This window comes from Mycolicibacterium hippocampi (assembly GCF_010723735.1).
Taxonomy (GTDB): Bacteria; Actinomycetota; Actinomycetes; order Mycobacteriales; family Mycobacteriaceae; genus Mycobacterium; species Mycobacterium hippocampi.
The window spans coordinates 1,163,207-1,186,540 of the sequence record NZ_BLLB01000002.1; the positions used below are offsets into that span (position 1 = coordinate 1,163,207).

The window sequence follows — 23,334 nt, forward strand, 5'->3', positions numbered from 1 at the left end:
CGCCCATCTATCGCCGGAACGGTATTCCAGCAGCCAAACTTCGAGTGACGCTGTGCTGGAATACAGTTCCGGCGGAGTGGGCTACCCCGGCGCGCAGGAAGCGGCTGGCGATCAGCCGCGCCACCCCGGGATGGGTGCCCAGCGGCTCGGTCACCACGTCGGCACCACTGTCGCGCAACCGATCCTGGAACAGACCGTCGGAGAGCAAATAGGACGCGACGACCACCCGCCTGCCCGGTGAGCGCATCGCCGCGACCGCGTCGGCCACCCTGGGTTCACCGGTAGCGGCGAACGCCAGCTCGACACGTGAGCCGACCATCGCCGACAGCCAGGTCGCGGTGGTGTGCAGATCCGTCATGGCCGCCGGATCCGAGGTGCCTGCCGCCGCAAGGATCACCGAATCATCAGGCCGCCAACCGGATTCGATGAGCCTGTCGACGAGCACCCGAACCAGCGCCGGGTCGGGGCCCAGTGCCCGGGTGACGGTCACGTCTTTGTGTCCGCTGGCCTCCACATGAGTGGGGATGTCGGAGGTGACGTGGTAGCCGCGCGCCAGGAAGGCGGGCACCAGCACGGTCGCCCGGTCAGGGGTCGCGGCCAGGAGTTCGCTCGGCGTCGGTCCGAGCACGTCGACGAATGCGACGTGCACCGGCCGGTCCAGTGCCTGGGAAACCTGCGCCGCCAGATCTCCGATCAACGACACACCCTGTTGTTTGCGGGTTCCGTGGGCCACCAGCAGGTAGCTCATGATGCGTGTGCCTCGTCGATGGTCAGCCGGTAGCCCCGCTTCACGACCGTGGACACCATCCTCTTGTCTCCCAACGCGGTTCGCAGCCGCAGCACGGCCGTCTCGACTGCGTGGGTATCGGTGCCGCTGCCGGGAAGGGCACGCAGCAGGTCCGACCGCGACACCACCGCACCGGGATGGAGTGCCAACGCCCGCACCGTGGCCATCGCGGCCGGCGACAACGCCTTGACCTCGCCGTCGACCAGCACACAATTGCCGCGGATCTCGAGCAGATGCCCGGCGGCGTGGACGGTGCGCGCCTGCAGCAGCGGTAGTTCGTCGGTGATGTGGCGGGCCAGAGCGCCCAACCGCATCCGCTCCGGCGCCGAGGTCGGCACCCCGAGGCGCACCAGCGGGCGCGCTGTGACCGGACCGACGCACATCGCGTGCACGTTGCTGCGCAGCGCCGAGAGCACCTCGGCCTCGATACCCATGTCCTTGGCCCGCAGCAGCATCGCCGCCACCGCCGGCGCGGACGTGAAGCTCACCGCGTCGAACTTCTCCTCGGCGATTCCCGCCACCAGTTGGTCGAACTCGCCGTCGCGGGGCACCGGGTGCCAGCGGTACACCCGGATCGGCACCACTTCGGCTCCGGCCGAGCGTAATTCGTCGAGGAACTCCGGGAACGGGTCCCAGTCGGCGGTGGCGCCGTGCAACTGCACGGCGATGCGCGCTCCGGAGATGCCGCCCTCGACCAGGTAGTGCAGCACCTCGCGCGAGGACTCCGAATCCGGCGACCATTCCTCGGGCAGCCCGCCCGCGCGCAACGCACCGGTGGCCTTGGGCCCGCGGGACACCACCCGGGCCTTGGCCAGCGCCGCGGTCAGATCGGTGGCCAGCCCCCAACCGTCGGCCGCCGCGATCCAGCCCCGGAAACCGATGCCGGTGGTGGCGACGACGATGTCGGGCGGGTTGTCGATCAAGGACCGGGTGCGCTGACGGAGTTCGTCGTCGTCGGGCAGCGGCACCATCTCGATGGCCGCGGCGCTGGTGACGGTCGCACCGCGGCGCTTGAGCAGCGCGCTCAGTTCGTCGGCGCGCCGCGCTGACGTCACCGCGACTCGGAATCCGGTGAGCGGCGACCAGTCCGGCTCACTCATGCTCTCTGTCTATTCAGGTCGTGTTTCGCGGCGATTAAGCAGCCGTTGCGTGAGCGTGTCACCCCCGCTCAGGGAATGAATTTCCGCTCACCGGCGCGGTGTCGCCGCTGTGAGGTCACCATACGTCGCCGTCGCGCCAGTCACAGGTGATCGCGGCGTCGAGGTCCAGGTCGACGGCGGCGGGCAGTTGGGCCGGCAGCACCAACACCGATCCGTCGTCATCGGGTGTGCGGACCAGCCCGTCCGGGGACAGCACCGACGTCGGCCCGCGCCACGGCAACCAGCCCCGGGCCTCGTACACCGGTCGGCCCAGATCGGTCACACCCAGCGCTCCCAGGTGATAGCCGCCCCGGACCACCTGTTCGACGGCGTCCATGAGCGCGGTGCCGAGACCCTGTCCGCGGTGGTCCTCCCGGACCGCGACACCCTCGACGTATCCGCAGCGCAGTGCCGTACCGCCGTGCAGGAGCCGACGTTGCACGACCGCGGCGTGCCCGATCAGCGCGCCGCGCTGACAGATCACCGCATGCATCCCGCCGAGGGCGTGTTCCCAGTCATCGTCGGTGAACTCGCCGTCCGAAGATCCACGGAAGGCGTCGGTGACCATCAAGCGGGCGTGCTCGCGGGTCTCGTCGTCGAGATCGGACGTGTGGACAAGACGGGCACGCACACCTCCGGTTCTACCACCGCGGCCGCGTCACGGCTCCCCTCAGCGGTCGCGCCGTGTCAGCCGCCGGCGCCTTCGAACGGCCTGCGGGGCCGCGACCAGTGCAGCCGCACCGTCTGCCCGGGACGCGCCTGGGCGACCTTGTCGATGTCGTCGTCGACGACCACGCCGACGACCGGGTAGCCCCCGGTTACCGGGTGGTCCGGACCGAGGATCACCGGGAAACCGGTCGGCGGGATCTGGATCGCGCCCCGGGTGGCGCCCTCGCTGGGCAGCTGGGTGTCCGGGTTGCGGTACTCCAACGGCATCCCGATCAGCCGTATCCCGACCCGGTCACTGCGGTTGGTGACCTGCCAGTTGGTGCGCACCAGGATGTCGGAGTCGACGAACCAGTCGTCCCGAGGACCCGGCACCACCCTGAGTTCGAGGACGTCGTCGACGATCGCCGCCACCGGCGCCTGGTCGAGTTCGGGAAAGTCATCGGTGTGCTCACCGATCGGCAGCACGTCTCCCGGCTGCAGTGGTCCCGGCCCGATCGACGACATCACGTCGTAGCTTCGTGACCCCAGCACCGGTTCGACGTCGAAGCCGCCACGCACCGCCAGGTACGAGCGCAACCCCGACGGAGGTGGACTCAGCGAGATCACCTCGCCGTCCTGGGCGTAGTGGATGCTGTTGGTGCCGAACGGAACTCCGTCGACGGCCGGGTCGGTGTCGGCGCCGGTCACCGCGATGGCCACGCCGTCCTTGCCGCCACCGCGCACCCGTGCGGTGAACCCGCCCAGCATCACCTCGACGGTCGCCCGGTCGCCCGGGTTGGCGACGAGCCGGTTGGCCAGAGTGTGCGAGCGTCGGTCGGCCGCGCCGGACCGGGTGACGCCGAGGTGGGACAGACCCGGCCGGCCGAGGTCTTCGACCAGCGCGAGCGGCCCCGTCTTGAGGATCTCCAGCGATGCTCCGCTCACGACGCCACCTCCCGGAACTGCACCCACATGCCGGGCGTCAGCAGCGCCGGGTGGTCCCGCGCGACATCCCACAGCGCCGCGGAGGTGCGCCCGATCAGCTGCCAGCCGCCGGGCGACTCTCGGGGATAGATCCCGCTGAACTCACCGGCCAGCCCGACGGAGCCGACGGGCACCTTGATGCGCGGGTCGGCCCTCCTGGGCACCGCAAGCCGCTCGTCACCGCCGACCAGGTAACCGAAACCCGGTGCAAATCCGCAGAATCCGACGCGCCAGGGCTGCCCGGTATGTGCCGCGACGACCTCGCGCACCGACAGTCCGGTCAGCCGGGCCACTTCGTCGAGGTCCTCGCCGTCGTAGGTGACGTCGATGACCACGTCGACCGATGCCGGCGTCTCGGCCAGCGCGCTCGTGTCCGGCTGCACCTGGTTCAGCCGCTGCCGGGTGGGTGCCTGGTACCGGTGTCCGTCGAGCTTCACCAGAATGGTCCTGGCCGCGGGCACGATGTCCACCACGCCCGGCAGGCCGGCGGAACGCAGCGCGTCGGTCCACGCCAGAACCTCGGCGGTGCCGTCGAACTCGAGAAGCAGCGCGCGGTCGCCATAGTCCAGAATGCTGCTCGCGCGACCGGCGCGAAGCCCGGCCGTCGCATCCACTGTCACGCTCATGTCCCAAAGCTACCGGGCAGTAGCTTTGAAAGCTCGTACTCTTCTGAAGCTCTTTGGGCCTTGCCAGAGGTGCCTTAAAGTCGGCTCAAACTGCGGGCCGATAAGTCGGTTCGCGGCGCTTGATGTAGGAGATCACCCGGTAGGTGATCGGTAGCACGAGGATCTCGATGGCGGTCTTGTACAGCCAGCCCTGCGCGGTGTAGGTGGCGAAGTCGCCGAAGCTGGTGATGCCGATGACGCTGGCCGCGATCGCGCAGAACACCACGGTGTCGCCGAGTTGGCCGACGAACGTCGACCCGATCAGCCGCGCCCACAGGTGCTTCTCCTTGGTGCGCTCTTTGATCCGCACCACGACCCAGGCGTTGAGGGTCTGGCCGACGATGAAACCCGCCAGGCCCGCCACGATCAGTCCGGTGTAGGCCCCCGCGATGTTCTCGAAGTGCTCCTGGTTCTCGTAGAAGTCCGCCGCCGGCAGATAGACGGTCACCCAGAAGGCCGCGGCGGCGAGCGCGTTCATCGCGAACCCGGTCAGGATGGCCCGGCGGGCGGCCCGGAAGCCGTACACCTCGGACAGCACGTCGCCGATCACGTAGGTCAGCGGGAAGACGATGAACCCGCCATCGGTGATGATCGGGCCGAACTCCACGCCCTTGGTCGCCGTGATGTTGGAGATGATGACCAGCGCGGTGAACACCGCGACCAGGACCGGGTAGTAGGCCGAGCCCACTTTCGCGAACGCGGCGTGGGTGTCCTGGTCGGTGGTCTGGCTGGTCACCGGGCTATTAGATCAGCCCAGGGCGGCGGCGATCATCGGCGGCAACTTCTCGGCGACGACCGGGTAGGACAGTGTCGAGGCGTAGGCGATGGCTCCGGCGAGCTCCTTGCCGGTGAAGACGTTGCGCTGTTCGGCCGTCGCGGACAGACCGGCGATCGTCGGGTCGGCCAGCAGCGCCGCCTGTTCCTCGTCGCTCTCGGTGGTCCAGATGAGGACGTCGGCGGAATCGAGGACCGTGGCCATGGTGTCGCGCGGCAGCAGCGGTCCGTCGGTGTCCAGGACGGTCAGCCCCATCTGGGCCAGGAACTCGCGACGCCAGTCCGGCCCCTGGACCTGCACACTGTCGCGGTGCAGCGTGCCGCCGAGAAGCAGCACGGTCTTGTCGGCGAACTGCGGGTGGGCGTCCTTGACCGCGGCGAACTGCGCATCGACGTCGGCGATCAGCTCCGTCATGTCGTCGTGGCGGAAGACCGCCTGGCCGATCGCGCCGGCCTGGTCTCGCCACGGTTCGAAGAACGCGTCGCGTCCCGACTGCGGGATCGTCGGCGCGATCGCCGACAGCCGGGCGTAGGTGTCTGCGTCGAGTCCGGCGTCGGTCGCCACGATCAGATCGGGCCGCAGGCCGGCGATCTGCTCGACCGGCACACCGTCGGACAGGTACAGCACCACCGGCTGCGCGTCGCCCAGCCGCGGCAGCGCCCACGGCCAGAGCCCGAACGGTTCGCCGCCGAACCAGTCGGTGACCGCGATCGGAACGACGCCGAGGGCGAGCAGGTCGTCGGCGTCGGTCAACCCGGCGCTGACCACCCGGGTCGGAGGTGCGGGGACGCGCGTCTCGCCGAACGCGTGCGCGACGGTCACCGAGCCGTCGTCGGCGACGGTGCCTGGCTCATCTGATCCGCAGCCGGCCACCAACGCCGCGGCTCCGGCCGACATCGTCAGGAAACTGCGCCGGGACCACCTGGTGGGCACCCGCGTAGCCAACCGACTCCGCCTACGGAACGGGGATGGGCACCATGCCGGGAGGCGGCCACACCGGCGGCGGCGCGGGGGCCGGGGCCGCCGGCGCACCGGGAGGCGCTTCGGGGGAGACGACGCCCGGAGGGAGCGTGCCGGGCGGGAGCATCGGCATCTGCCGCACGCCCATTGCGTCGGCCATCGCCGGGTCCATCTGTGACGGATACAGGGTCTGGTAGAGCTCCTCGGTTCCGCGCATGTTCCACAGTTCGCGCAGGAAGCTCATCTGGCCGGTGTTGTTGAAATCGCCGTTCTGCACCGGCGGGATGAAGGGCGCGGTGCCAGGCGGCGGCGGAGGTGCTGCCGGGCCCGGGATGGGGGCGCCCTCCGCGATGGGGGTGTAGGTGAAGACCTGGTTGGGGGCAGGGGCGGGACCGGGTTCACCGGGCACCGGTGCGGCGACACCCGGGGAGGGCGGCAGCGCGGGATCGACGGGTGCCGGCTGTGCACCGGCCTGGCCTGCGAGGGCCAGAGCGCCTCCGGCCACAAACGCGCCGATGACGATGGTCTTGATACGGGACGTGGCGGCCATGGTACGAAGGCTATCGGGTTGAGCGCCCAGGCGTTACTTTTCCGGCTCAGCTCAGTGCCAGCCCGACGGCCAGGGCGATCATCATCGCGGCGATCAGCCCGTCGAGAATGCGCCACGTCCTGGGGGTTGCGAAGAACCGGCTGAGCTTCCTGGCGCCGAACCCGAGGCCGCTGAACCACACCACGCTCGCGGTCACCGCGCCGACCCCGAACAGCCACCTGCCTTCCTGGTGCTCATTGGCGAGCGCGCCCAGCAGGATGACGGTGTCCAGGTAGACGTGCGGGTTGAGGAAGGTCAGCGCCAGGCAGGTCGCCAGCACACCGCCCAGTCGGGCCGGCGCGGCATCCGACGGCGTCAACGTTCCGGGGTGCAGCGCGCGCCGAGCCGCGAGCAGTCCGTAGCCGATCAGGAAGACCGCCCCGCCGTACTTGGCGACGGAGACGACGTCGGGGTGCGCCGCGATGAGGGCGCCGAAGCCGGCGATGCCGGCGAAGATCAACACCAGATCCGAGACCGCGCACAGCGCGACGACCGGCAGCACGTGCTCACCGCGGATGCCCTGGCGCAGCACGAAGGCGTTCTGGGCGCCGATGGCCGCGATGAGTGCCATCGTGGTGGCGAAGCCGGTCAGCACGACCAGGTAGGCGGTGTTCACGCCAGCAACGCTAGGCATGGGTGCCGGATCAGTGAATCTAATTATTCTTCAGGCCGATTAGTGAATCTGATGTGACTTCTCGACCTTTGGGTGTTATCGGCGCCTGACGGTTGTCTTGTGGTGGTGTGTTGCGCCCGTAAGACAAAGAATTTTCGTTGGCTCTAGCAGCGATAGCGTGTGGATTGGATGAATCAGGGACGGACTGGGCAGCCCTCACCGCCACGGTAGGTCAGCTATCAAAGCACTTCGGTGCCAGAGGTTTTGGTGGATTGCGCCGAGTTCCGTGCCTCCATTTTTTGGTGTTTTGGTCGCGCAACGCGTCTCGGCAGGGCCTCGTTCTGACTGTATTGCTGCGGCACGCGCCTGGACCTGCGCTTCGAGAGCTGCGCCGTCAGTCGCTTGCCTCCGCCGGCCGTGGAAATTCGTTATAGCACCGCTATAGCACCGCGCCTATAGCGGTGCTATATTGCGATCGTGGATACGAAATCGCTATTGGTGGCTGCAGCGTTGCAGGTGCTGGAACAGCATGGTGAGGCAGGTTTCTCGACGCGCTCGGTGTGCGCGATCGCCGACGTCACCGCCCCGACTCTGTATCACCATTTCGGCAGTGCCGACGGCCTTCTCAGTGCCGCGATCACCGAAGCGTTCGCGCAGTTCCTCGCGAGCAAGAAGGCCGAAGCCTCCGCCGCCGATCCGGTAATTGCGCTACGGCAGGGCTGGGACAACTACGTGCGCTTTGCCGCCGAACGACCACGGCTGTACGCCGCGATGGTGGTCCGCGTCCTGCAAGGGGCCACCATTCCCGCCGCCGATGCAGGACGCGCGCTTCTCGTGGAGCGCATCGCAGCTATTGACGCGGACGGTCACCTCGCGATGGGAGTCGAAGCGGCAGCGGACCTCATCTGGTCCTCGGCGCACGCCGCGTCGACTCTCTACGTGATGGCGCCGGAGCGGCAGCCAGACCCGATCGTCGTCACGACCCTGCGCGACCACGCAGTGCAATCCATCTGTACCTCCATCGAAAGTGAGAAACCAGCATGAAGATTGTCGTCACCGGCGGCTCCGGATTCCTCGGTACCCACCTGATCCCTCGGCTTGTCCACGACGGTCACACCGTCTTCGCCCTCGTGCGCTCCGCGTCGTCGGCTGAGGTGGTGCGCGCCTTGGGCGCGACACCAGTGCCGGGGGACCTCGACAAACCCGACGAACTATCGCTGCCCGCGGTCGACGCGGTTGTTCATGCCGCGGCGCTGTTCCGCTTCGCCGGGCCGCGCGCCCCGTACTTCAGCGCGAATGTCGCGGGCACTGAGGCTGTTTTGAATGCAGCCCAGCATGCGGGGGCTGCAACATTCGTCTACATCAGTGCCGCCGCGGTGGCCATGGATGATCGAGGCACGCCGGCCAGCAACATCGACGAATCAGCGCCCACCTACCCTCGAAGCTTTTCGGGTTACATCGCCAGTAAGTCTCAGGGTGAGGCGGCGGTGTTGGCGGCCAACGGCCCCGGCTTCCGCACGATCGCTCTTCGCCCGCCCGCCCTCTGGGGTCCCGGGGGGCTGTTCAGCAAGCAGCTTCCCCACGCCATCGAGTCCGGGCAATTCGCGTTCATCGGCCGCGGCGAGTACCCGGCGTCCACCATCCATGTCGACAACGTCGTCGAGGCGGTGCAGTGCGCGCTGGAGCGTGGCACCGGTGGCCGCCCGTATTTCATCAACGACCGCGATCTGGTCACTTTCCGCGAATTCGTCTCTGGGCTCGCCAAACTGGAAGGCTACTCGATCGATGGCCTGCGCTCGGTGCCCTACCGAGTCGCGTTCACCTTCGGGCGCCTCATGGAAGCCTTCGCGGCGCTGCGCACCGACAAGGGCGACCCGCCGCTGACCCGCACTTTGGTGCGGTTGATCGGACGGGAATTCACCACCAACGACGACGCCGCCCGTCGCGAACTGGGCTACATCGGCACGATGACGCGCGCCGAGGGACTGGGACGAATGGCGCAACGGGTCTAGCGCCACACACACCCATTCGACCAGCCTGCTGCAGAAGGTTTGGCTGCGGGGCGCCCGACCGACCTACGTCATCTCGGTCCCGCGCCAGGATCCGATTGCCCGCAGTCTCCGCCCTCGTCACTCGGTCGCTTGTGTTGGTGGTAGGAGTTGCTGGTTGGTCCGGGTAGGGATGCACTGCCGGCGGGCGCGTCCAGGCGCCACGTGTCGAACGCCATCGCCAGCATGACGTAGGTTCCGACGACGAAGATGAGCTCCATCGCCTGGTGGGTGCCGAGTTCCTCGGTCAGGCGTTGCCACGTCGAGGCGTCGGCGCTACCTCGGACCAACAGTTCGTCGGTTGCCTCTAGCACCAGCCGGTCGATGCCGGTGAAACCGTCATTGCCCTCGGCAAGCCGCGAAATGTCGTCCTCGGGTACCCCACCCTCGGTGGCGACCCTGGTGTGCTCGCCCCAGAAGAACGCCGACCGGCGGGTGTGCGCGACGCGCAGCACCGCCAGTTCTCGCAGCCGTAGCGGTAGTTCGCCGCGCTGCAGCAGCCAACCGTTGAACGTCAGGAACTTTCGGGCCATCTTGGGGTGGCGAGCGAGTAGTCCGATGATGTCGAACCTGAGTGGGTCGGCCGGATGGCCCGTGCCAGCCCTGGGCACCTTCTCCCCCGGCAGGCCCAGCAATGCACCGAATGCAGCGTACTCGTCGTCGCCCCATTCGCCTGCGGTCAGCGGCGCGAGGAGCGGACCGTCGATTCGTGCATCGGTCATGTCCTGCGACCTCCGTTGACGCCGATTACTTGCCCTGTCACATAGGATGACTCGTCCTGACACAGGAAGATCGCGGCGTTGGCGATGTCCTCCGGTCGGCCCGCGCGTCGCACCGGCGTGATCTTGGCGAAATGGTCCAGCGATGCCGTGAATCGGCCTTCTTCGATCGCCTTCTCCAACATCGGCGTGACGACCATGCCCGGCGGAATGGTGTTCACAGTGATCCCCTTCGGACCGAGTTCGAGGGCGAGGCTCTTGGTGAATCCAATGACCCCGGCCTTGGAGCTGACGTACGCGGCCATCCGGGATTGTCCGCCCTGGGCGCTCGACGACGAGATGTTGACGATGCGGCCCCAGTGGGCGTCCACCATGTCGGACAGCACCTCCTGGGTGCAGATGAACGGCCCCCTCAGGTTGATCGCCATCACTCGATCCCACTGCTCGTCCGTGATCTCGGTGAACTTGCCGAACTGCTCGATTCCGGCGTTGTTGATCAGCATGAGCACCGGACCCAGGTCGGTCCGCACCCGGTCGACTGCTGCCTTGACCTGGCTGCGGTCGGAGACGTCGACGGTGTAGCCGTTGACCGTGGCGCCGCGACCTCGCAGTCGGTCGACCTCCGCGTCGATGTGGTCGGTGGCGAGATCGAAGATGGCGACCTTGGTGCCGCGGGCGGCGAGCGCCTCGGCGATCGCGAGGCCGAGTCCCTGAGCACCGCCGGTGACGATGGCGGTGGTGTTTTCGAAAGGCATTGCTGCGGGATTCCTACGAGAACTCGATGTGAAGGCGGGTGAGTCCGCGCAGGATGAATGTGGGCAGGTACCGGTAGCGCCGGGCATCGGCTGGTCCGTGCTTGTCCACGTCGATCCAGATGCCGGAGGTTCGGTCCAGGAGGCGGTTGAGGCTGACTTTCGCCTCGGCGCGGGCGAGTGGGGCGCCGGGACAACTGTGCGGACCGCGCCCGAAGGCGATGTGCTGCCGGGCATTCGGCCGTTGGAGATCGAAGGTGTCGGGGTCGGTGAACCTGCGAGGATCCCGGTTGGCCGCCGCGTTGTTCAACATCACCGTGGTTCCCGCCGGTAGCTCCACCCCGCCGACGGTGACCGGCACCTTGGACAACCGGAAGTCGCCGCGAATCGGACTCTCGACCCTCAGCGCCTCTTCGATGAAACCGGGAATCAGACTGCGGTCGGCACGCAACTTCGCCTGCAGCTCAGGGTCTTCGGCGATCATCATCACCGCGGTGCTGAGCAGGCGGACCGTGGTCTCCTGCCCGGCCGCGAACAAGTTCGCCGCGACACACACGACATCGATCACCGGTGGGGTCCGGCCGTCCGGGAAGAGCGCAGACGCGAGACCGGTCAGCACATCGTCGCCCGGATTTGAGCGGCGGTCGGTGATGTACTCGGTGAATTTTCCGTAGAGGTATTCCAGCGGCGAGTGGTGCATCGCGTCCCCGCTGCTGCTACCGATGGTGCCGGTGGAGGTGAGGAGTTGGTCCTTGAAGTCGTCGTGGTCGGATTCGGGCACTCCGAGCAGATCGGCGATGACGAGCATCGCGAACGGGTTGGCGAAGTCACCGACGAATTCGCAGCGTCCATCGGTGAGAGCGTCGTCGTACTGTCGGTCGGCCAACCGCCACATGAACTCCTCGTTCTCCTTGAGGCGTTTGGGCGTGATCATCCGCGACAGCAGTGCCCGGTGATCGGTGTGCAGCGGTGGGTCCAGGGTCGGCAGCTGGTCGTTGAACGGGAGCTCATCGCGGTGCTGCACAATCAATTCGGAGATGTCGTCGCCCTCGAGGGGTACCGGGAAGCCGGGGAACGGACCGGTGACCGCGGTGCAGGAGGAGAATCGCACGTTGTCGTTGTAGACGGCGACGGCCTCTTCGTATCCGGTGATCATCACGACGTCGTGGTGTGGCTCGCGACGCACCGGGCACTCGTTGCGCACCGCGGCCAAGTACTCGTACGGATCGTGTAGCACCGTGTCGTCGGTGAAGAAGTCGACTGCGTCGATGTCTGCCGGCATCATCTGGTCGGTCACTCGGTACCCCCGGCACCGTCGAAACTGGGCAGCGCGGCCGGGTCGGGCAGTTGCATCTGGAGGTAGACGGCGACGAAGGTGATCTTGTCGTCTGCGTTGAACTCATACACCGAAGCGGTGTTGACGATGCTGCTGAACTCGCCGACCGTGCTGTGCTCCTCCAGTTCCAGGAAGGCCACGTCATCCGTCTCGGTGAGGCGCTTGAACGAGCAGTCCCAGTCCGAGGACTTCGCCCAGTTGGTCAGGAACTCGGTGTACTCGGCCCAGTTCATCACCTCCTTGAACGGTCCGATACGGACGAACTCCTCGACCGCGATCAACTCGGCCAACGGCGCCCAACTGTCGACCGAGAAGCCGGGATCTTTTGCACTTTTCACCAGGCGGCCCATCGTTCGGCTGTACTCCAGCACCACCCTCGACCGTCCGGTGGTCTCGCCGATGGCATCGTCGATCGTCGTCACACCGTCACCTCCGGGGCGGCGAGTGTCCGGAGGTGATGGGCCAGGCGTTGTTCGAAATTCAATGGTCCTTCTTTCGGTGATCTGAGGAAGTGTGTGAGGCCAGCTCAGCGGTGTGCGGTGTCGGCCATGTAGCGGTCGACGACCGAGTGGTAGTGCGCGATGACAACTTCTTCCTTGACCAGCGACATGTGGTCGAGCCGGTCGTTGCGCAGCCCTTTCTGCTGGCGAGGCATCTGCTCGTAGTCCTGCTGAAGCGCCTCGAAGTACTTGTGGCTCCCCGGCGTATCCACCACGATCGCCTCGGCCCGGACCGCCTCGCGGAAGTCTTCCGGCACGTACATGTAGCTGGCCACGTGCCAGATGCACCGGTTCGGATCACCGTCGGGGTGAGGTGCGGACATGATGACGTGGCATTCGCCGGCTCGCACGGTCATGAAGTAGTTGGGGAACAACACCCAGCCCTGGTTGTCGACCATCTGACTGTCGGTGAGTCCACTGACGTCGAGCCCCATGCCGGTCAGCACCTCACGGGTGGCTTGCTGCAGCAGCAGGCGGGCCGTCACGCCGGCGGGGAAGTCCACGTTCCCGTCTTCGTCCTGGTAGGGCGCGATCAGTTCCTTGAAGCGCGGAATCACCGCCACCGTCCCGGGGAAAGTCTCGGGTAGAGCCAGGATCCCTGCGACCTGATCCTGCACACCGGCGCCCACCACCTCGAACGGAGCCATTGCGACACTGTGGTTTTGAAAGAACCGGTACCGCGCGGTCTGTGGGTTGATGTGCAGCACCTGCAGGAGTTGGGGATGAATGCCGTTGATGTGATAGCCCTCTTCGAAGGCATCCATCACGACTTTCCAGTTGCACTCGATGGCTTCGGTGACGTCCATGACCGTGGTGAACCGCTCGATGTTGTAAGGCTCCAGGAGGCTGACAACCTCCTCGCCCAGGTACTCCCGCAACGGCCCGGCCTCAGGATCAGGGTTGAGGAAGATGAAACCGGCGAAGCTGTCGACCGAAACGTGAAGAAGCGAGTTCTCGGTCTTGTCGATCGGGCCTGCGAGGTTCTCGCGCAGCATGCCCTTCAACCTGCCGTCGAGGTCGTAGGACCACAGGTGGTACTGGCAGAGGAATCCACGTTTGGCGTTGCCGGTCTCGCTGATGCACAGCGCGTTGCCGCGGTGCCTGCAGGCGTTGACGAAACCCCTCAGCTCGCCGTCTTTGCCCCGGACGATGAGGAAGGACTGGTCGAGGATGTCGTATTTCTTCCAGTCGCCCGGCTTCGGCAATTCGTCCGCGCGGCCGGCAATCTGCCAGGTCCGCATCCAGATCACTTCCCGCTCGCGCGCGGCGTAATCGGGGCAGGTATAGCGATCGGTGGCGATGGTCATGTTGAACGTCCCGGGTTGGACGTCATCCAGACCCATACCGAGGCCCGATGCGGGATCCAGCCATTCTGCGGCCCGTGTTGCAGGCATCAAGGGAGTCCTCCTTCGTCGACGGAATCTGTGTGGGTGGCCGTACCAGGCGAAGGGCGTCGCCGCAGTGTTGTGACCGGTCTCACGATATACATCAATGTATCGGACATACAAGAGCGTATATCGTGGTTGGGGTCACACCCTCGCCTCCTCCAAGCTCGGCGTGAGGAGGCCACCGACCGTGGTGGGAGGATTGCCCTATGGCTGAACGCTGGACCAAGGAGCGTCGTACCGAGCACACCCGCCAGATATTGCTGGACGCTGCCGAGGAAGTGTTCGCGCGCAAGGGCTTGACGGGGGCCGCACTGGAAGAGATCGCTGACGCCGCGGGCTTCACCCGCGGCGCCATCTACTCTCAGTTCGGCGCAAAGGAGAAGCTGTTCCTTGCCGTCGTCGACCGCCAGCGACAGCGGTTCCTCGACGGCTTCGTCGAGGTGATGATGTCCTTTCATCGACTCGGTGACGTGGACATCGACGAACTGGCCGAACGGTGGCGCCAACTGAGCAGCGCAGCCGACCGAGCTGTCCTGGGCCACGAGTTGACGCTGTATCTGATGCGCAACCCCGGCGCCCGCGAAAGCGTGGCCGCCCAACGCCTCGACATCATCCGCTCACTCGGGGAGTTCATCAGCAAGAACGTCGCTCGGATCGGCGGCACCCTCACCATCGAGGCCGAGATGCTCGCCCGAGTCATCCTGGCCGCCAACGACGGCATCACCCTCGACAGCCACCTCGACGGCGAGGACCTCTACCGTCCCTACCTCCAGCTCGTCATGTCCAGCATCAGAACCTGATCCGAAGTTTGGCAAACTGCAAGCATGCGGTTGGGCCTGTCTACTCCTGTGGTCATTCAGCCCCCCGGCGCGACTCCCGCGTGGGAAGCTGCCGCCGACATCGCTGATGTCGCCCGGATCGCGGCGGCCGCCGACGACCTCGGCTTCGACTACCTCACGTGCTCCGAACACATCGCGGTCCCCGACGAGGACGCTGTCCGCCGCGGGTCGATGTACTGGGATCCGCTGGCCACGCTGTCCTATCTCGCCGCCTGCACCACCCGGATCCGGTTGGCCACTTCAGTGCTGGTGCTCGGGTACCAGCACCCGCTGGCGATCGCCAAGCGCTACGGCACCCTTGACCGCCTCAGTGGCGGGCGGGTGGTGCTCGGGGTCGGGGTCGGTTCGTCGGCCGCCGAATTCGACGTCTTGGGAGTCCCTTTCGCGGACCGGGGCGCCCGCGCCGACGATGCGATCGCGGCGTTGCGGGCGGCGTGGGGCGCCACCCGGCCGGATTACGACGGTGCATTCTACCGGTTCAGTTCGCTGCGGGTCGAGCCGTGTGGCATACAACCGCGAGTACCCATCTGGGTGGGTGGTCGGACGGCACGGTCACTTCGGCGCGCGCTGCAGCTCGGCGACGGCTGGATGCCGTTCGCCCTGAGCCGCAACGAGATCGCGACGATGCTCGACGGCAGATCGCTGCCTCCGGATTTCGAGGTGGTGTTGGCCACGCCTCAGCTTGATCCGGCCGGGGACCCGGCGCGGTGTGCCCACAAGCTGGCAGCCCTGCGCGCGTCCGGAGCGACCGCGGTGACCTGCTCGGTGACCGCCACCTCCGCCGGGCACTATTGTGACCAGCTCGTGGCACTTCGCGACCTGGCCGACGACCTCTGGAGCTGACCGTCCGGTTCGCGGCCGATCAGAACTCGATGCGGACCGTGTCCGAACGCGGGCGGGCCTGACAGGCCAGGAACAGGCCGTCGGCGAGATCCTGCTCGTCGAGGATATCCGTCTGGCCCATCTGCACCTCGCCCGCGACCACCGTCGCCGCGCAGGAACCGCAACTGCCCTCCCGACACGAGTACGGCACCGCGAGACCGGCAGCCAGCATCGTGTCGACCAGGTTGCGGTTGCGCGGCCACCGCAGTGTGTGGTTTTCGCCGTCGAGTTGGACCTCGGCGTCGGCGTCGTCGGTGTCGCCGACGGCGGTGTCGGTCGGCACGTCGGCGAACGGATCGCCCGTCAGTGAGGTGAACACCTCGACGTGGATCTTGGCGGGCGGCACCCCGGCCTCGATGAGTCCGTCTCGGACCGCCGCCATGTAGGGGCCGGGGCCGCAGACGAACGACTCGTATCCGATGAACCTGCCGGCGAAACCGCCCAGCTGTGCGGGGGTGGGCCGGCCCTGCACCGACTCCAGCCAGTGCCACATGGTGAGCCGTCCGGCGAAACGGGCAGCGAGGTCGCGCAGCTCCGCAGCGAAGATGACCGAGCGTTCATCGCGGTTGGCATAGCAGAGGATGACACGACCGGTTCCGGCCGTGAGCACCGATTTCAGGATCGACATCACCGGGGTGATCCCGCTGCCGGCGGCCCACAGCAGGAAGTCGCCGTTCAGGTCGGCTGGCGTGAAGAGCCCGGCCGGCGGCAACACCTCGATCGAGTCACCGCGGGAAATATTGTCGCACAACCAGTTCGAACCATAGCCACCGACTGTCCGCTTCACGGTGACCTTCGGTGCATCGTCTGTGTGCGGTGAGCTGGCCAGCGAGTAGCAGCGAGCAACGGAACCGGTGCGCTCGCTGGGTACACGCAGGGTCAGGAACTGGCCGGGCCGGTAGGCGAGACGGTGACGCTGCCCTTCGGGCACGGAGAACACCAGGGAGCGCGTGTCGTGACTCTCGTCGATGACCTCGCTGACGGTGAGTGTCAGGGTGCGCGATCCCGATGAACCTGTTGTCGCCGTGGGGGTGGATTCCACGTCGGTCATGACCGAACATTCTGGCCGTTGCCATGCCGTCAGCGGGGGTGCGCGTCCGGTGGCCGGGACAAAATCTCGGCGCCCGATGCCGGAGCAATCGGAATAGATCCTTCGCGTTGGGTGCTTTCGGCCATAGACGCCCGCCACCTCCTCCCGGTGGAGGAGCGCCATGCAAGTGCTTTCTGGAGAAGGGAAATCCCTTGACCGACCATGATGGCGCCGAAATCGATCCGTCGCAGCGTGATCCATTCCGGATGGACCGGCGCACGTTTGTCGGAGCTGCGGTGATTGCGGGCGGCGCTGTCACCAGCCTGTCGCTGATGAGTGGCTGCTCATCAACCGAGGACGATGGGTCAGAAGGAGTCTCTGAGACGGTCCGGTTGACCATCAACGGTGAGGACCACGAGGTCACCGTCGACACCAGGACCTCACTGCTGGACATGTTGCGCGACCGCGTGGGATTGACGGGCACCAAGAAGGGCTGCGACCAGGGAGCCTGCGGTGCATGCACGATTCTGGCCGACGACCAGCGGATCGTCTCCTGTCTGACCTTGGCGGTGATGCACGACGGTGCCGAGCTCACCACCATCGAAGGGGTAGCCGACGGCGATCGGTTACATCCACTGCAACAGGCGTTCATCGACCACGACGGTCTGCAGTGCGGCTACTGCACGCCGGGCCAGATCATGTCCGGCCTGGGATGTATCGCCGAAGGACACACCCGAACAGACGCGGAAATCCGGGAATGGATGAGTGGCAACCTGTGTCGGTGCGGCGCCTACCCCAACATCGTCACCGCTGTCGCGTCGGTCGCCGGGGAGGCGTGAGGATGTTCCCGTTCCGGTTCGCCACTGCCGCCGACGAAGACTCGGCATTGGAGGCTGCCGCGGCAGGCGGCCGGTACATCGCCGGTGGAACAACCCTGGTCGACCTGATGCGCGAGACGGTCGAACGACCCGAAACCGTCATCGACATCAACGTGCTGCCTTACCGCGACATCGACCTGCAGCCGAACCGGTTGCGCATCGGTGCATTGGTGCGAATGTCGCAATTGGCTGCCGATCCCGGGGTGCGGGAGTACTTCCCGGTGATCACCGAGGCGTTGGAGAAGTCAGCGTCGGCGCAGCTGCGCAACATGGCCTCCATCGGCGGCAACCTGATGCAACGCCCGCGCTGCCTCTACTTTCGCGACGTGACGGCGAACTGCAACCGCCGAAGTCCCGGGTCGGGCTGCGCGGCGATCGACGGTTACAACCGCAACCACGCCATTCTGGGCACCAGTAGCTCCTGTGTCGCCACACATCCGTCGGATCTCGCGGTCGCGTTGGTCGCATTGGACGCGGTGGTCCACACGATCGACGCCGACGGGGCGCGCCAGATCCCCATCGCGGAGTTCTTCCGCGAGCCCGGCGATACCCCGGATCGTGAACACCAGTTGCCTCCCGGGGCGCTGATCACCGCGGTCGAGGTGCCGGTCACTGCCGCGGCGCGGCGATCGGGCTATCTCAAGGTGCGCGACCGTGAATCGTACGAATTCGCGCTGACCTCAGCGGCGGTGGCGCTCGACATCTCCGGTGGCCGGATCCGCACCGCCCGGATCGCGGCCGGCGGGGTCGGCACCGTTCCGTGGCGGATGCCTGCGGTCGAACGGGCACTGACCGGTCGAAGGCCGAGTCCACAACTGTTCGCCGACGCCGCTGCGCTGGCGGCCGACGGTGCACAACCGCTGTTGCAGAACGGGTTCAAGGTGGAGTTGCTCAAACGCACCGTGCAACGACAGCTGAACACCGTCGCGGGGCTGCCGTGACGGCGCCGTCGGGGACCGCGTCAGGACAACCGCTGTCCCGGGTCGACGCGCGCCTCAAGGTCACCGGCGCCGCCACCTATGCCGCCGACAACACGATCCCAGACCTGCTGTACGCGACGCTCGTCGGCAGCACCGTGGCACTCGGCTCGGTACAGGACATCGACGTCTCGGCCGCCCGCGACCATCCCGGTGTTGTCGACGTGATCACCGACTTCGTGGGCGTCACTCTTCCGCATTCGCCGCCGCGGATCTCCTACTACAAGCAGCCGGTGGCTGTGGTCGTGGCGGCCAGCGCCGAGTCCGCCGCGCACGGGGCCACCCTGGTGACCGTCAGATACGGTTCGCAGTCCGCTCCGCTGACCGATGTTGATGCACCGCAAGCGGTCTCGATGCCGGGCGCCACGGTGGCTGACTACTCACGTGGTGATGCCGACGCGGCGTTGACGGCCGCTCCCGTGGCCTCCGGCCGTGACTATTCGATTGCGCGACATCTGCACCACCCGATGGAACTGGCCGCCACCGTCGCCCGATGGGACGGAGATCGCCTGATGGTGTGGGACAAGACGCAGGGGATCACCGCAGCGGCCCAGGCGTACGCCGAGGCGTTCGGCATCCCGCAGCAGAACGTGCGTGTCATCTCCCCGTTCGTGGGTGGGGCGTTCGGCCAGGGAGGTCTGGTCTGGCCCAACCAGTTGCTGACGGCGTTGGCGGCGCGGCGGTTGCGGCGGCCGGTCAAACTCGTGATGACCCGTCGGCAGATGGCAGAGCAACTCGGTTACCGGCCGGTGAGCCGCCAACGACTGGCCCTGGGTGCCGGCACCGACGGTCGGATCACCACGATCGTGCACGACAGCAGGGTGGAGACCAGCCGGGACATCTCCTACGAGGATGACATCACCCCGCCGCCGCGGTTCATGTACCGCAGCCCCAACATGCGCTCGACCTACCGCGTCGTTCCGCTGGATCTCAGCCCACCGACGTGGGTGCGGGGAGTCGGCAAGGTGACCGCTGGATTCGCCCTCGAGTGCGGCATCGACGATCTTGCACAGCAATTGGGAATGGATCCGATCGAACTACGGGATCGCAACGAACCGGACCGGGACCCGTCGACCGACCAGCCGTTCTCGACCCGACGGCACACCGAGTGTCTGCGCCGGGGCGCCGAAGCCTTCGGATGGTCACGGCGCAACCCGGCGCCGCGTGCCAGCCGCGACGGCGATCAGCTGATCGGCCTCGGCGTGGCCAGCGCCGTCTACCACTCGATCAGCAGCCCCTGCAGTGTCTCGGCCAGGATCAACGCCGACGGCACCGCCGATGTTGTCACGGCGACCAGCGATATCGGGGTGGGAACCTACACGTCCATGACGCAGGTCGCCGCCGACGCGCTGGGCCTGCCGACACATCGTGTTCAATTCGACCTGGGGGACAGCATTTTTCCCGAGGCGCCCATGCACGGCGCTCAGCAGACGATGGCCAGCGTCGGCTCTGGCGTGGCCCATGCCGGAGCCCTGCTGCGGGACAGATTCGTGCGCACTGCCGTTGTCGACCCTGCCTCACCCTTGCACGGTGCCGGCGCCGAGAACGTCGGGGTGGTGAACGGCCGGATGTCGCGCACCGACCAGCCGAACCGCGGTGAGACGTATCAAGAGCTGTTGAACCGCCGCGGTTGGACCCACCTGGAGTCCGAACACACCTGGACTCCGGGCGAGCTGATCGACGACTACTCGATCTGGTCCTACGGCGCGGTGTTCGCCGAGGTGGCTGTCGACGAACTGCTCGGTACCGTGCGGATCCGGCGGATGGATGCCTACTACGACGCCGGACGGATCATCAACCCGAAACTCGCCCACAGCCAGGCACTCGGTGGCATGGTGTGGGGAATCGGGATGGCGTTGCTCGAGGGTTCGCACATCGACCCTCGCGACGGGCGGGTCGTCAACGCGAACATCGCCGACTACCTTGTTCCCGTCAATGCGGATGTCCCTGCTCTGGATGCCACCTTCCTGCCCGCGCAGGACACCATCGCCAGCCCGATCGGAGTGAAGGGCCTTGGCGAACTGGTGATGATCGGTGTCGCGCCCGCGATCGCCAACGCCGTGTTCCACGCGACCGGCCGGCGGATCACCGAGCTACCGATCACCCCCGAACGCCTGCTCTGACTGCGTCGGTGCCCGATGTTGCCAGAAGAACTTACTGACCAGTAAGATCGGGCGTCGAGGCGGTGGGGAGGTGTCGTGACCGAAACGAAGTTCGTCGACATTCACGGCGTGCGGCAAGCTGTGGTGGACGTCGGCGAGGGCGATGAAGTCCTGCTGCTGATCCATGGCATGGCAGGCAGCGCTGACACGTGGCGTGCGGTGATCCCGCAGCTCGCCAAGAAGTACCGCGTGGTGGCTCCCGACCTGACGGGTCACGGACAGTCGGAAAAGCCCCGCACCGACTACTCATTGGGCGCTTTCGCCGTCGGGCTGCGGGACCTGCTCGACGAACTCGGCATCGAGTCCGCGACGGTTGTCGGTCACTCCCTCGGTGGCGGGGTGGCCATGCAGTTCCTGTACCAACATCCGGACTACTGTCGCCGGCTCGTGTTGATCAGCAGCGGCGGCCTCGGTCCCGATGTCGGGTTGATCCTGCGACTGCTCGCGGCCCCGGGCGCGGAACTGGTGATGCCGGTGATCGCGCCACCTCAGGTGATCCGCGCCGGGAACGCCGTACGGTCCTGGTTGAGCTCGGCGGGTCTGCGCTCGCCGCGCGGCGCAGAGATCTGGAGCGCATATTCATCGTTTTCCGACCGCGGAACCCGTGACGCTTTCCTGCGCACCCTGCGGTCGGTGGTCGACTACCGCGGCCAGTCCGTCAGCGCGCTGAATCGGTTGACGCTGCGCGAAGACCTGCCCACGCTGGCGATCTGGGGCGAGCAAGATGCCATCATCCCGGTCGCCCACGCTTACTCGGCCCTGGAGGCGCGGCCGGACTGCCGGCTCGAAGTGCTACCCGACGTCGGGCATTTCGCCCAGGTCGAGGCTCCGACAGAGGTCATCGACCTGATCGACGACTTCATCTCGACGACCGTCCCGGCCGATTCTCGCGGCTGACAGGCCGCCCGCTACAGCGGCAGGCCGGCGTCCAGAAAGTCCAGACCCGCAAAGATCGCATCGGGTGACATGGGGGTGCCGTGCAGTGCCGCCATCATCACGCCGGTCATCGCACCCGCGGTGATGCGCAACGTGGGGTCGTCGGCGGGCCGGTCCAGCCGGGTGGCCAGCGCGTCGGTGATGAGGTCGATGACCTGGATGTACTCGTTGTAGAGGGCGCCGGCGGCTTCCGGCAGCGTGTAAAGCAGTTGCTGGCGGGCCATCTCTTCACCCCACTCGGGGCCCGCCATGCCGGCGAACACCTGTTCCAGGGCATGGCGGTAGGCGGGGATCGGGCGCAGTTCCGGGGGTGCGGCCAGGAACAGCTCGATGATCGGTTCCATCAACTGGTCCGGGACGAGCAGCGCCGCCTTGTTGGGAAAGTATCGGAAGAACGTCCGAGGTGAGACGTCGGCGAGTTCGGCGATCTGCTCGATGGTGGTGTCCGGGTAGCCGTTCTTCTCGAAGAGCTCATACGCCGCGAGACGCACTGTCTCCCGGGTGCGACGCTTTTTGCGCTCCCGAAGCCCCATCTCGTCGTCGGCGGCCGTCATACCATCCATTGTTCCGCATCGGTGGCGAGAACGTGGTCAGGCCGGCGCGCCCCAGCATCGCTCCAGACCCGTGGTGACGTCGATGCTGGGGACACCCGGTTGCGGGTCATCGGTGACAAGCGCCACGCCGGTGGCCACCATGTCGATGCCGTGGTTCGGGAGGGGCCGCGTCCCGTCATCGAGGTAGGCGGCGACGGCGTCGACGCCCTCGATGGCCATCTCGAGCGGATACTGCTGGGCCGTCGCACCGATGGCGCCCGTCGCCACCAGGCTCATCCCGGGGTCACACCCGCCGTCGACCGAGACCACCGTGGCGGAGTTCCCTGCCCGCTGGAGCACCTCGATGGCACCGCTGGCCGCGGGTTCGTTGATCGTGTAGACGAGGTTGATGTCGGGATTGCCGGCCAGGCACCTGTCCATCGCGGTGCGCCCGCCCTCCTCGGCCCCGAGCGTGGATTCGCGGCAGGCGACGCGGTAGGTGCCGCCCGCGTAGTCGCCGCTGGGTGCCTCGTCACCTTTGAACTCCGGGTCGGCCACGGGGATTCCCATGCCTGTGAGGAAGCCCTGGTTGCGCCCGGAGTCCGATTCCACACCCCTGTTGCCGAACAGGTCGAGCATCGCGATGACGGCTGGCCGGCCGGCCATCTTCGCTGCCGACCACGCTCCGATCAGGCGACCGGCCTCGAAGTTGTCGGTCGCGAACGTGATGTCGGCTGCGTCGGGGTCGACGGGCTTGGTGTCCAGCGCGACGACGAAGACGCCGGCTTCCCGCGCGCGTTCGAGTGCACCGTCGACGCCCCGCCCGCTCGGGGTGATCAGGATCGCCTTGTCGCCGCGTTCGATGGAGGCGTCGACCGCGGTGATCTGGCTGTCGACGTCGCCGTCCTCTCGGCCTGCGGTGACGGTCAGGTCGAATCCGAGCTCGTTGGCACGCTCCTGCGCACCACGCTGGATTGCGACGAAGAACGGGTTGGTCTCCGTCTTGATGATCAGCGCCACCCCCACCGGACCGTCGCTGCTGTCCTCCTCGGGGTCCGCACACGCCGATGCCGCGCTGACCACCAATGCGCAGGCCGCTGCCAGGCACACCGCACGCCGGTGGACGCGGTGGCTTCGCAAGCTGAGCATCGGATCCAGAGTAGACACCGGCGCACCTCGTGGTGTGGCTTTTTG

25 protein-coding genes are annotated in these 23,334 nt (G+C 66.9%); 8 read left to right on the forward strand and 17 right to left on the reverse strand.

Features of this window, described 5'->3' with window-relative positions:
* Nucleotides 1-7: 7 nt before the first annotated feature.
* From G6N53_RS06615 to lysE, 9 genes are all read right to left on the reverse strand, one after another.
* Entirely contained in the window at nucleotides 8-748 is a 741-nt protein-coding gene (locus tag G6N53_RS06615; RefSeq protein WP_163887758.1) for a sirohydrochlorin chelatase, read from the reverse strand.
* Nucleotides 745-1,887, reverse strand: a complete 1,143-nt coding sequence (locus tag G6N53_RS06620; RefSeq protein ID WP_163887759.1) for a uroporphyrinogen-III synthase — start codon at nucleotides 1,885-1,887, stop codon at nucleotides 745-747. The genes G6N53_RS06615 and G6N53_RS06620 overlap by 4 nt, the downstream gene beginning before the upstream one ends.
* Before the next feature lie 115 nt (nucleotides 1,888-2,002).
* Nucleotides 2,003-2,557: a GNAT family N-acetyltransferase gene (locus tag G6N53_RS06625; protein WP_163887760.1), complete on the reverse strand. Its 555-nt coding sequence runs from the start codon at nucleotides 2,555-2,557 to the stop codon at nucleotides 2,003-2,005.
* A 56-nt stretch (nucleotides 2,558-2,613) separates the two neighbouring features.
* Complete coding sequence (locus G6N53_RS06630; protein WP_163887761.1) at nucleotides 2,614-3,519, reverse strand: 5-oxoprolinase/urea amidolyase family protein; 906 nt, start codon at nucleotides 3,517-3,519, stop codon at nucleotides 2,614-2,616.
* Nucleotides 3,516-4,184 carry a 5-oxoprolinase subunit B family protein gene (locus tag G6N53_RS06635; protein WP_163887762.1) on the reverse strand — a complete coding sequence of 223 codons (669 nt, stop codon included), beginning with the start codon at nucleotides 4,182-4,184 and terminating at the stop codon, nucleotides 3,516-3,518. Before G6N53_RS06635 ends, G6N53_RS06630 begins: the two co-directional genes overlap by 4 nt.
* Before the next feature lie 85 nt (nucleotides 4,185-4,269).
* On the reverse strand, nucleotides 4,270-4,959 hold the full coding sequence (locus G6N53_RS06640) for a queuosine precursor transporter (protein WP_163887763.1): 690 nt from the start codon (nucleotides 4,957-4,959) through the stop codon (nucleotides 4,270-4,272).
* Nucleotides 4,960-4,971: 12 nt separating this feature from the next.
* On the reverse strand, nucleotides 4,972-5,931 hold the full coding sequence (locus G6N53_RS06645) for an ABC transporter substrate-binding protein (protein ID WP_163887764.1): 960 nt from the start codon (nucleotides 5,929-5,931) through the stop codon (nucleotides 4,972-4,974).
* A gap of 22 nt (nucleotides 5,932-5,953) precedes the next feature.
* Nucleotides 5,954-6,508, reverse strand: coding sequence for a hypothetical protein (locus G6N53_RS06650; protein ID WP_163887765.1), 555 nt, complete (start codon nucleotides 6,506-6,508; stop codon nucleotides 5,954-5,956).
* Between the two features lie 46 nt (nucleotides 6,509-6,554).
* The gene (lysE, locus tag G6N53_RS06655; protein WP_163887766.1) at nucleotides 6,555-7,163 is read right to left on the reverse strand and encodes an L-lysine exporter; all 609 of its coding nucleotides are present in this window, start codon (nucleotides 7,161-7,163) and stop codon (nucleotides 6,555-6,557) included.
* Nucleotides 7,164-7,658: 495 nt separating this feature from the next.
* Here lysE and G6N53_RS06660 point away from each other — a divergent pair, with 495 nt between their 5' ends.
* Entirely contained in the window at nucleotides 7,659-8,204 is a 546-nt protein-coding gene (locus G6N53_RS06660; RefSeq protein ID WP_205390316.1) for a TetR/AcrR family transcriptional regulator, read from the forward strand.
* Complete coding sequence (locus G6N53_RS06665; RefSeq protein ID WP_163887768.1) at nucleotides 8,201-9,172, forward strand: NAD-dependent epimerase/dehydratase family protein; 972 nt, start codon at nucleotides 8,201-8,203, stop codon at nucleotides 9,170-9,172. The genes G6N53_RS06660 and G6N53_RS06665 overlap by 4 nt, the downstream gene beginning before the upstream one ends.
* A gap of 68 nt (nucleotides 9,173-9,240) precedes the next feature.
* Here G6N53_RS06665 and G6N53_RS06670 read toward each other — a convergent pair whose 3' ends face one another.
* The 5 genes from G6N53_RS06670 to G6N53_RS06690 all read right to left on the reverse strand — a co-directional run bounded on the left by G6N53_RS06670 (nucleotide 9,241) and on the right by G6N53_RS06690 (nucleotide 13,909).
* Nucleotides 9,241-9,930, reverse strand: coding sequence for a carboxymuconolactone decarboxylase family protein (locus tag G6N53_RS06670; RefSeq protein ID WP_237166438.1), 690 nt, complete (start codon nucleotides 9,928-9,930; stop codon nucleotides 9,241-9,243).
* The gene (locus G6N53_RS06675) at nucleotides 9,927-10,682 is read right to left on the reverse strand and encodes an SDR family NAD(P)-dependent oxidoreductase (protein ID WP_163887769.1); all 756 of its coding nucleotides are present in this window, start codon (nucleotides 10,680-10,682) and stop codon (nucleotides 9,927-9,929) included. The genes G6N53_RS06670 and G6N53_RS06675 overlap by 4 nt, the downstream gene beginning before the upstream one ends.
* A gap of 13 nt (nucleotides 10,683-10,695) precedes the next feature.
* The gene (locus tag G6N53_RS06680; RefSeq protein ID WP_205390527.1) at nucleotides 10,696-11,961 is read right to left on the reverse strand and encodes a cytochrome P450; all 1,266 of its coding nucleotides are present in this window, start codon (nucleotides 11,959-11,961) and stop codon (nucleotides 10,696-10,698) included.
* 11 nt (nucleotides 11,962-11,972) lie between these two features.
* Nucleotides 11,973-12,437 (reverse strand): hypothetical protein, encoded by a 465-nt coding sequence (locus G6N53_RS06685; RefSeq protein WP_163887770.1) that lies wholly within the window; start codon nucleotides 12,435-12,437, stop codon nucleotides 11,973-11,975.
* 104 nt (nucleotides 12,438-12,541) lie between these two features.
* Nucleotides 12,542-13,909, reverse strand: a complete 1,368-nt coding sequence (locus G6N53_RS06690) for an aromatic ring-hydroxylating oxygenase subunit alpha (RefSeq protein WP_163887771.1) — start codon at nucleotides 13,907-13,909, stop codon at nucleotides 12,542-12,544.
* A gap of 200 nt (nucleotides 13,910-14,109) precedes the next feature.
* Between G6N53_RS06690 and G6N53_RS06695 the strand changes: the two genes are divergently transcribed.
* Nucleotides 14,110-14,703: a TetR/AcrR family transcriptional regulator gene (locus tag G6N53_RS06695; RefSeq protein ID WP_163887772.1), complete on the forward strand. Its 594-nt coding sequence runs from the start codon at nucleotides 14,110-14,112 to the stop codon at nucleotides 14,701-14,703.
* A 24-nt stretch (nucleotides 14,704-14,727) separates the two neighbouring features.
* Nucleotides 14,728-15,585 (forward strand): TIGR03619 family F420-dependent LLM class oxidoreductase, encoded by an 858-nt coding sequence (locus tag G6N53_RS06700; protein WP_163887773.1) that lies wholly within the window; start codon nucleotides 14,728-14,730, stop codon nucleotides 15,583-15,585.
* 19 nt (nucleotides 15,586-15,604) lie between these two features.
* Here the strand turns inward: G6N53_RS06700 and G6N53_RS06705 are convergent, their stop codons facing one another.
* Complete coding sequence (locus G6N53_RS06705) at nucleotides 15,605-16,675, reverse strand: ferredoxin--NADP reductase (RefSeq protein WP_163887774.1); 1,071 nt, start codon at nucleotides 16,673-16,675, stop codon at nucleotides 15,605-15,607.
* 245 nt (nucleotides 16,676-16,920) lie between these two features.
* Here G6N53_RS06705 and G6N53_RS06710 point away from each other — a divergent pair, with 245 nt between their 5' ends.
* The 4 genes from G6N53_RS06710 (at nucleotide 16,921) to G6N53_RS06725 (ending at nucleotide 21,568) form a co-directional block, all read left to right on the forward strand.
* The gene (locus G6N53_RS06710; protein WP_163895546.1) at nucleotides 16,921-17,493 is read left to right on the forward strand and encodes a (2Fe-2S)-binding protein; all 573 of its coding nucleotides are present in this window, start codon (nucleotides 16,921-16,923) and stop codon (nucleotides 17,491-17,493) included.
* A 2-nt stretch (nucleotides 17,494-17,495) separates the two neighbouring features.
* Nucleotides 17,496-18,473: an FAD binding domain-containing protein gene (locus G6N53_RS06715; protein ID WP_163895548.1), complete on the forward strand. Its 978-nt coding sequence runs from the start codon at nucleotides 17,496-17,498 to the stop codon at nucleotides 18,471-18,473.
* Nucleotides 18,470-20,632, forward strand: a complete 2,163-nt coding sequence (locus G6N53_RS06720; protein WP_163887775.1) for a xanthine dehydrogenase family protein molybdopterin-binding subunit — start codon at nucleotides 18,470-18,472, stop codon at nucleotides 20,630-20,632. Before G6N53_RS06715 ends, G6N53_RS06720 begins: the two co-directional genes overlap by 4 nt.
* Nucleotides 20,633-20,707: 75 nt before the next feature.
* Nucleotides 20,708-21,568 (forward strand): alpha/beta fold hydrolase, encoded by an 861-nt coding sequence (locus G6N53_RS06725; RefSeq protein WP_163887776.1) that lies wholly within the window; start codon nucleotides 20,708-20,710, stop codon nucleotides 21,566-21,568.
* 11 nt (nucleotides 21,569-21,579) lie between these two features.
* On the opposite strand, the gene G6N53_RS06730 is transcribed toward G6N53_RS06725, so the two are convergent.
* Both G6N53_RS06730 and G6N53_RS06735 read right to left on the reverse strand, forming a co-directional pair.
* Complete coding sequence (locus tag G6N53_RS06730) at nucleotides 21,580-22,161, reverse strand: TetR/AcrR family transcriptional regulator (protein WP_163887777.1); 582 nt, start codon at nucleotides 22,159-22,161, stop codon at nucleotides 21,580-21,582.
* A gap of 36 nt (nucleotides 22,162-22,197) precedes the next feature.
* A complete protein-coding gene (locus G6N53_RS06735; RefSeq protein ID WP_163887778.1) occupies nucleotides 22,198-23,289 on the reverse strand; it encodes a substrate-binding domain-containing protein in 1,092 nt (363 codons plus the stop codon).
* Nucleotides 23,290-23,334: the final 45 nt, after the last annotated feature.

Bases quoted from the DNA above. Each gene is read 5' to 3' on its own strand.
- G6N53_RS06615 (WP_163887758.1), bottom strand. From the start codon at position 748: ATGAGCTACCTGCTGGTGGCCCACGGAACCCGCAAACAACAGGGTGTG.
- G6N53_RS06620 (WP_163887759.1), bottom strand. From the start codon at position 1,887: ATGAGTGAGCCGGACTGGTCGCCGCTCACCGGATTCCGAGTCGCGGTG.
- G6N53_RS06635 (WP_163887762.1), bottom strand. From the start codon at position 4,184: ATGAGCGTGACAGTGGATGCGACGGCCGGGCTTCGCGCCGGTCGCGCG.
- G6N53_RS06650 (WP_163887765.1), bottom strand. From the start codon at position 6,508: ATGGCCGCCACGTCCCGTATCAAGACCATCGTCATCGGCGCGTTTGTG.
- G6N53_RS06665 (WP_163887768.1), top strand. From the start codon at position 8,201: ATGAAGATTGTCGTCACCGGCGGCTCCGGATTCCTCGGTACCCACCTG.
- G6N53_RS06670 (WP_237166438.1), bottom strand. From the start codon at position 9,930: ATGACCGATGCACGAATCGACGGTCCGCTCCTCGCGCCGCTGACCGCA.
- G6N53_RS06675 (WP_163887769.1), bottom strand. From the start codon at position 10,682: ATGCCTTTCGAAAACACCACCGCCATCGTCACCGGCGGTGCTCAGGGA.
- G6N53_RS06680 (WP_205390527.1), bottom strand. From the start codon at position 11,961: ATGCCGGCAGACATCGACGCAGTCGACTTCTTCACCGACGACACGGTG.
- G6N53_RS06690 (WP_163887771.1), bottom strand. From the start codon at position 13,909: ATGCCTGCAACACGGGCCGCAGAATGGCTGGATCCCGCATCGGGCCTC.
- G6N53_RS06695 (WP_163887772.1), top strand. From the start codon at position 14,110: ATGGCTGAACGCTGGACCAAGGAGCGTCGTACCGAGCACACCCGCCAG.
- G6N53_RS06700 (WP_163887773.1), top strand. From the start codon at position 14,728: ATGCGGTTGGGCCTGTCTACTCCTGTGGTCATTCAGCCCCCCGGCGCG.
- G6N53_RS06705 (WP_163887774.1), bottom strand. From the start codon at position 16,675: ATGACCGACGTGGAATCCACCCCCACGGCGACAACAGGTTCATCGGGA.
- G6N53_RS06710 (WP_163895546.1), top strand. From the start codon at position 16,921: ATGGACCGGCGCACGTTTGTCGGAGCTGCGGTGATTGCGGGCGGCGCT.
- G6N53_RS06715 (WP_163895548.1), top strand. From the start codon at position 17,496: ATGTTCCCGTTCCGGTTCGCCACTGCCGCCGACGAAGACTCGGCATTG.
- G6N53_RS06730 (WP_163887777.1), bottom strand. From the start codon at position 22,161: ATGACGGCCGCCGACGACGAGATGGGGCTTCGGGAGCGCAAAAAGCGT.
- G6N53_RS06735 (WP_163887778.1), bottom strand. From the start codon at position 23,289: ATGCTCAGCTTGCGAAGCCACCGCGTCCACCGGCGTGCGGTGTGCCTG.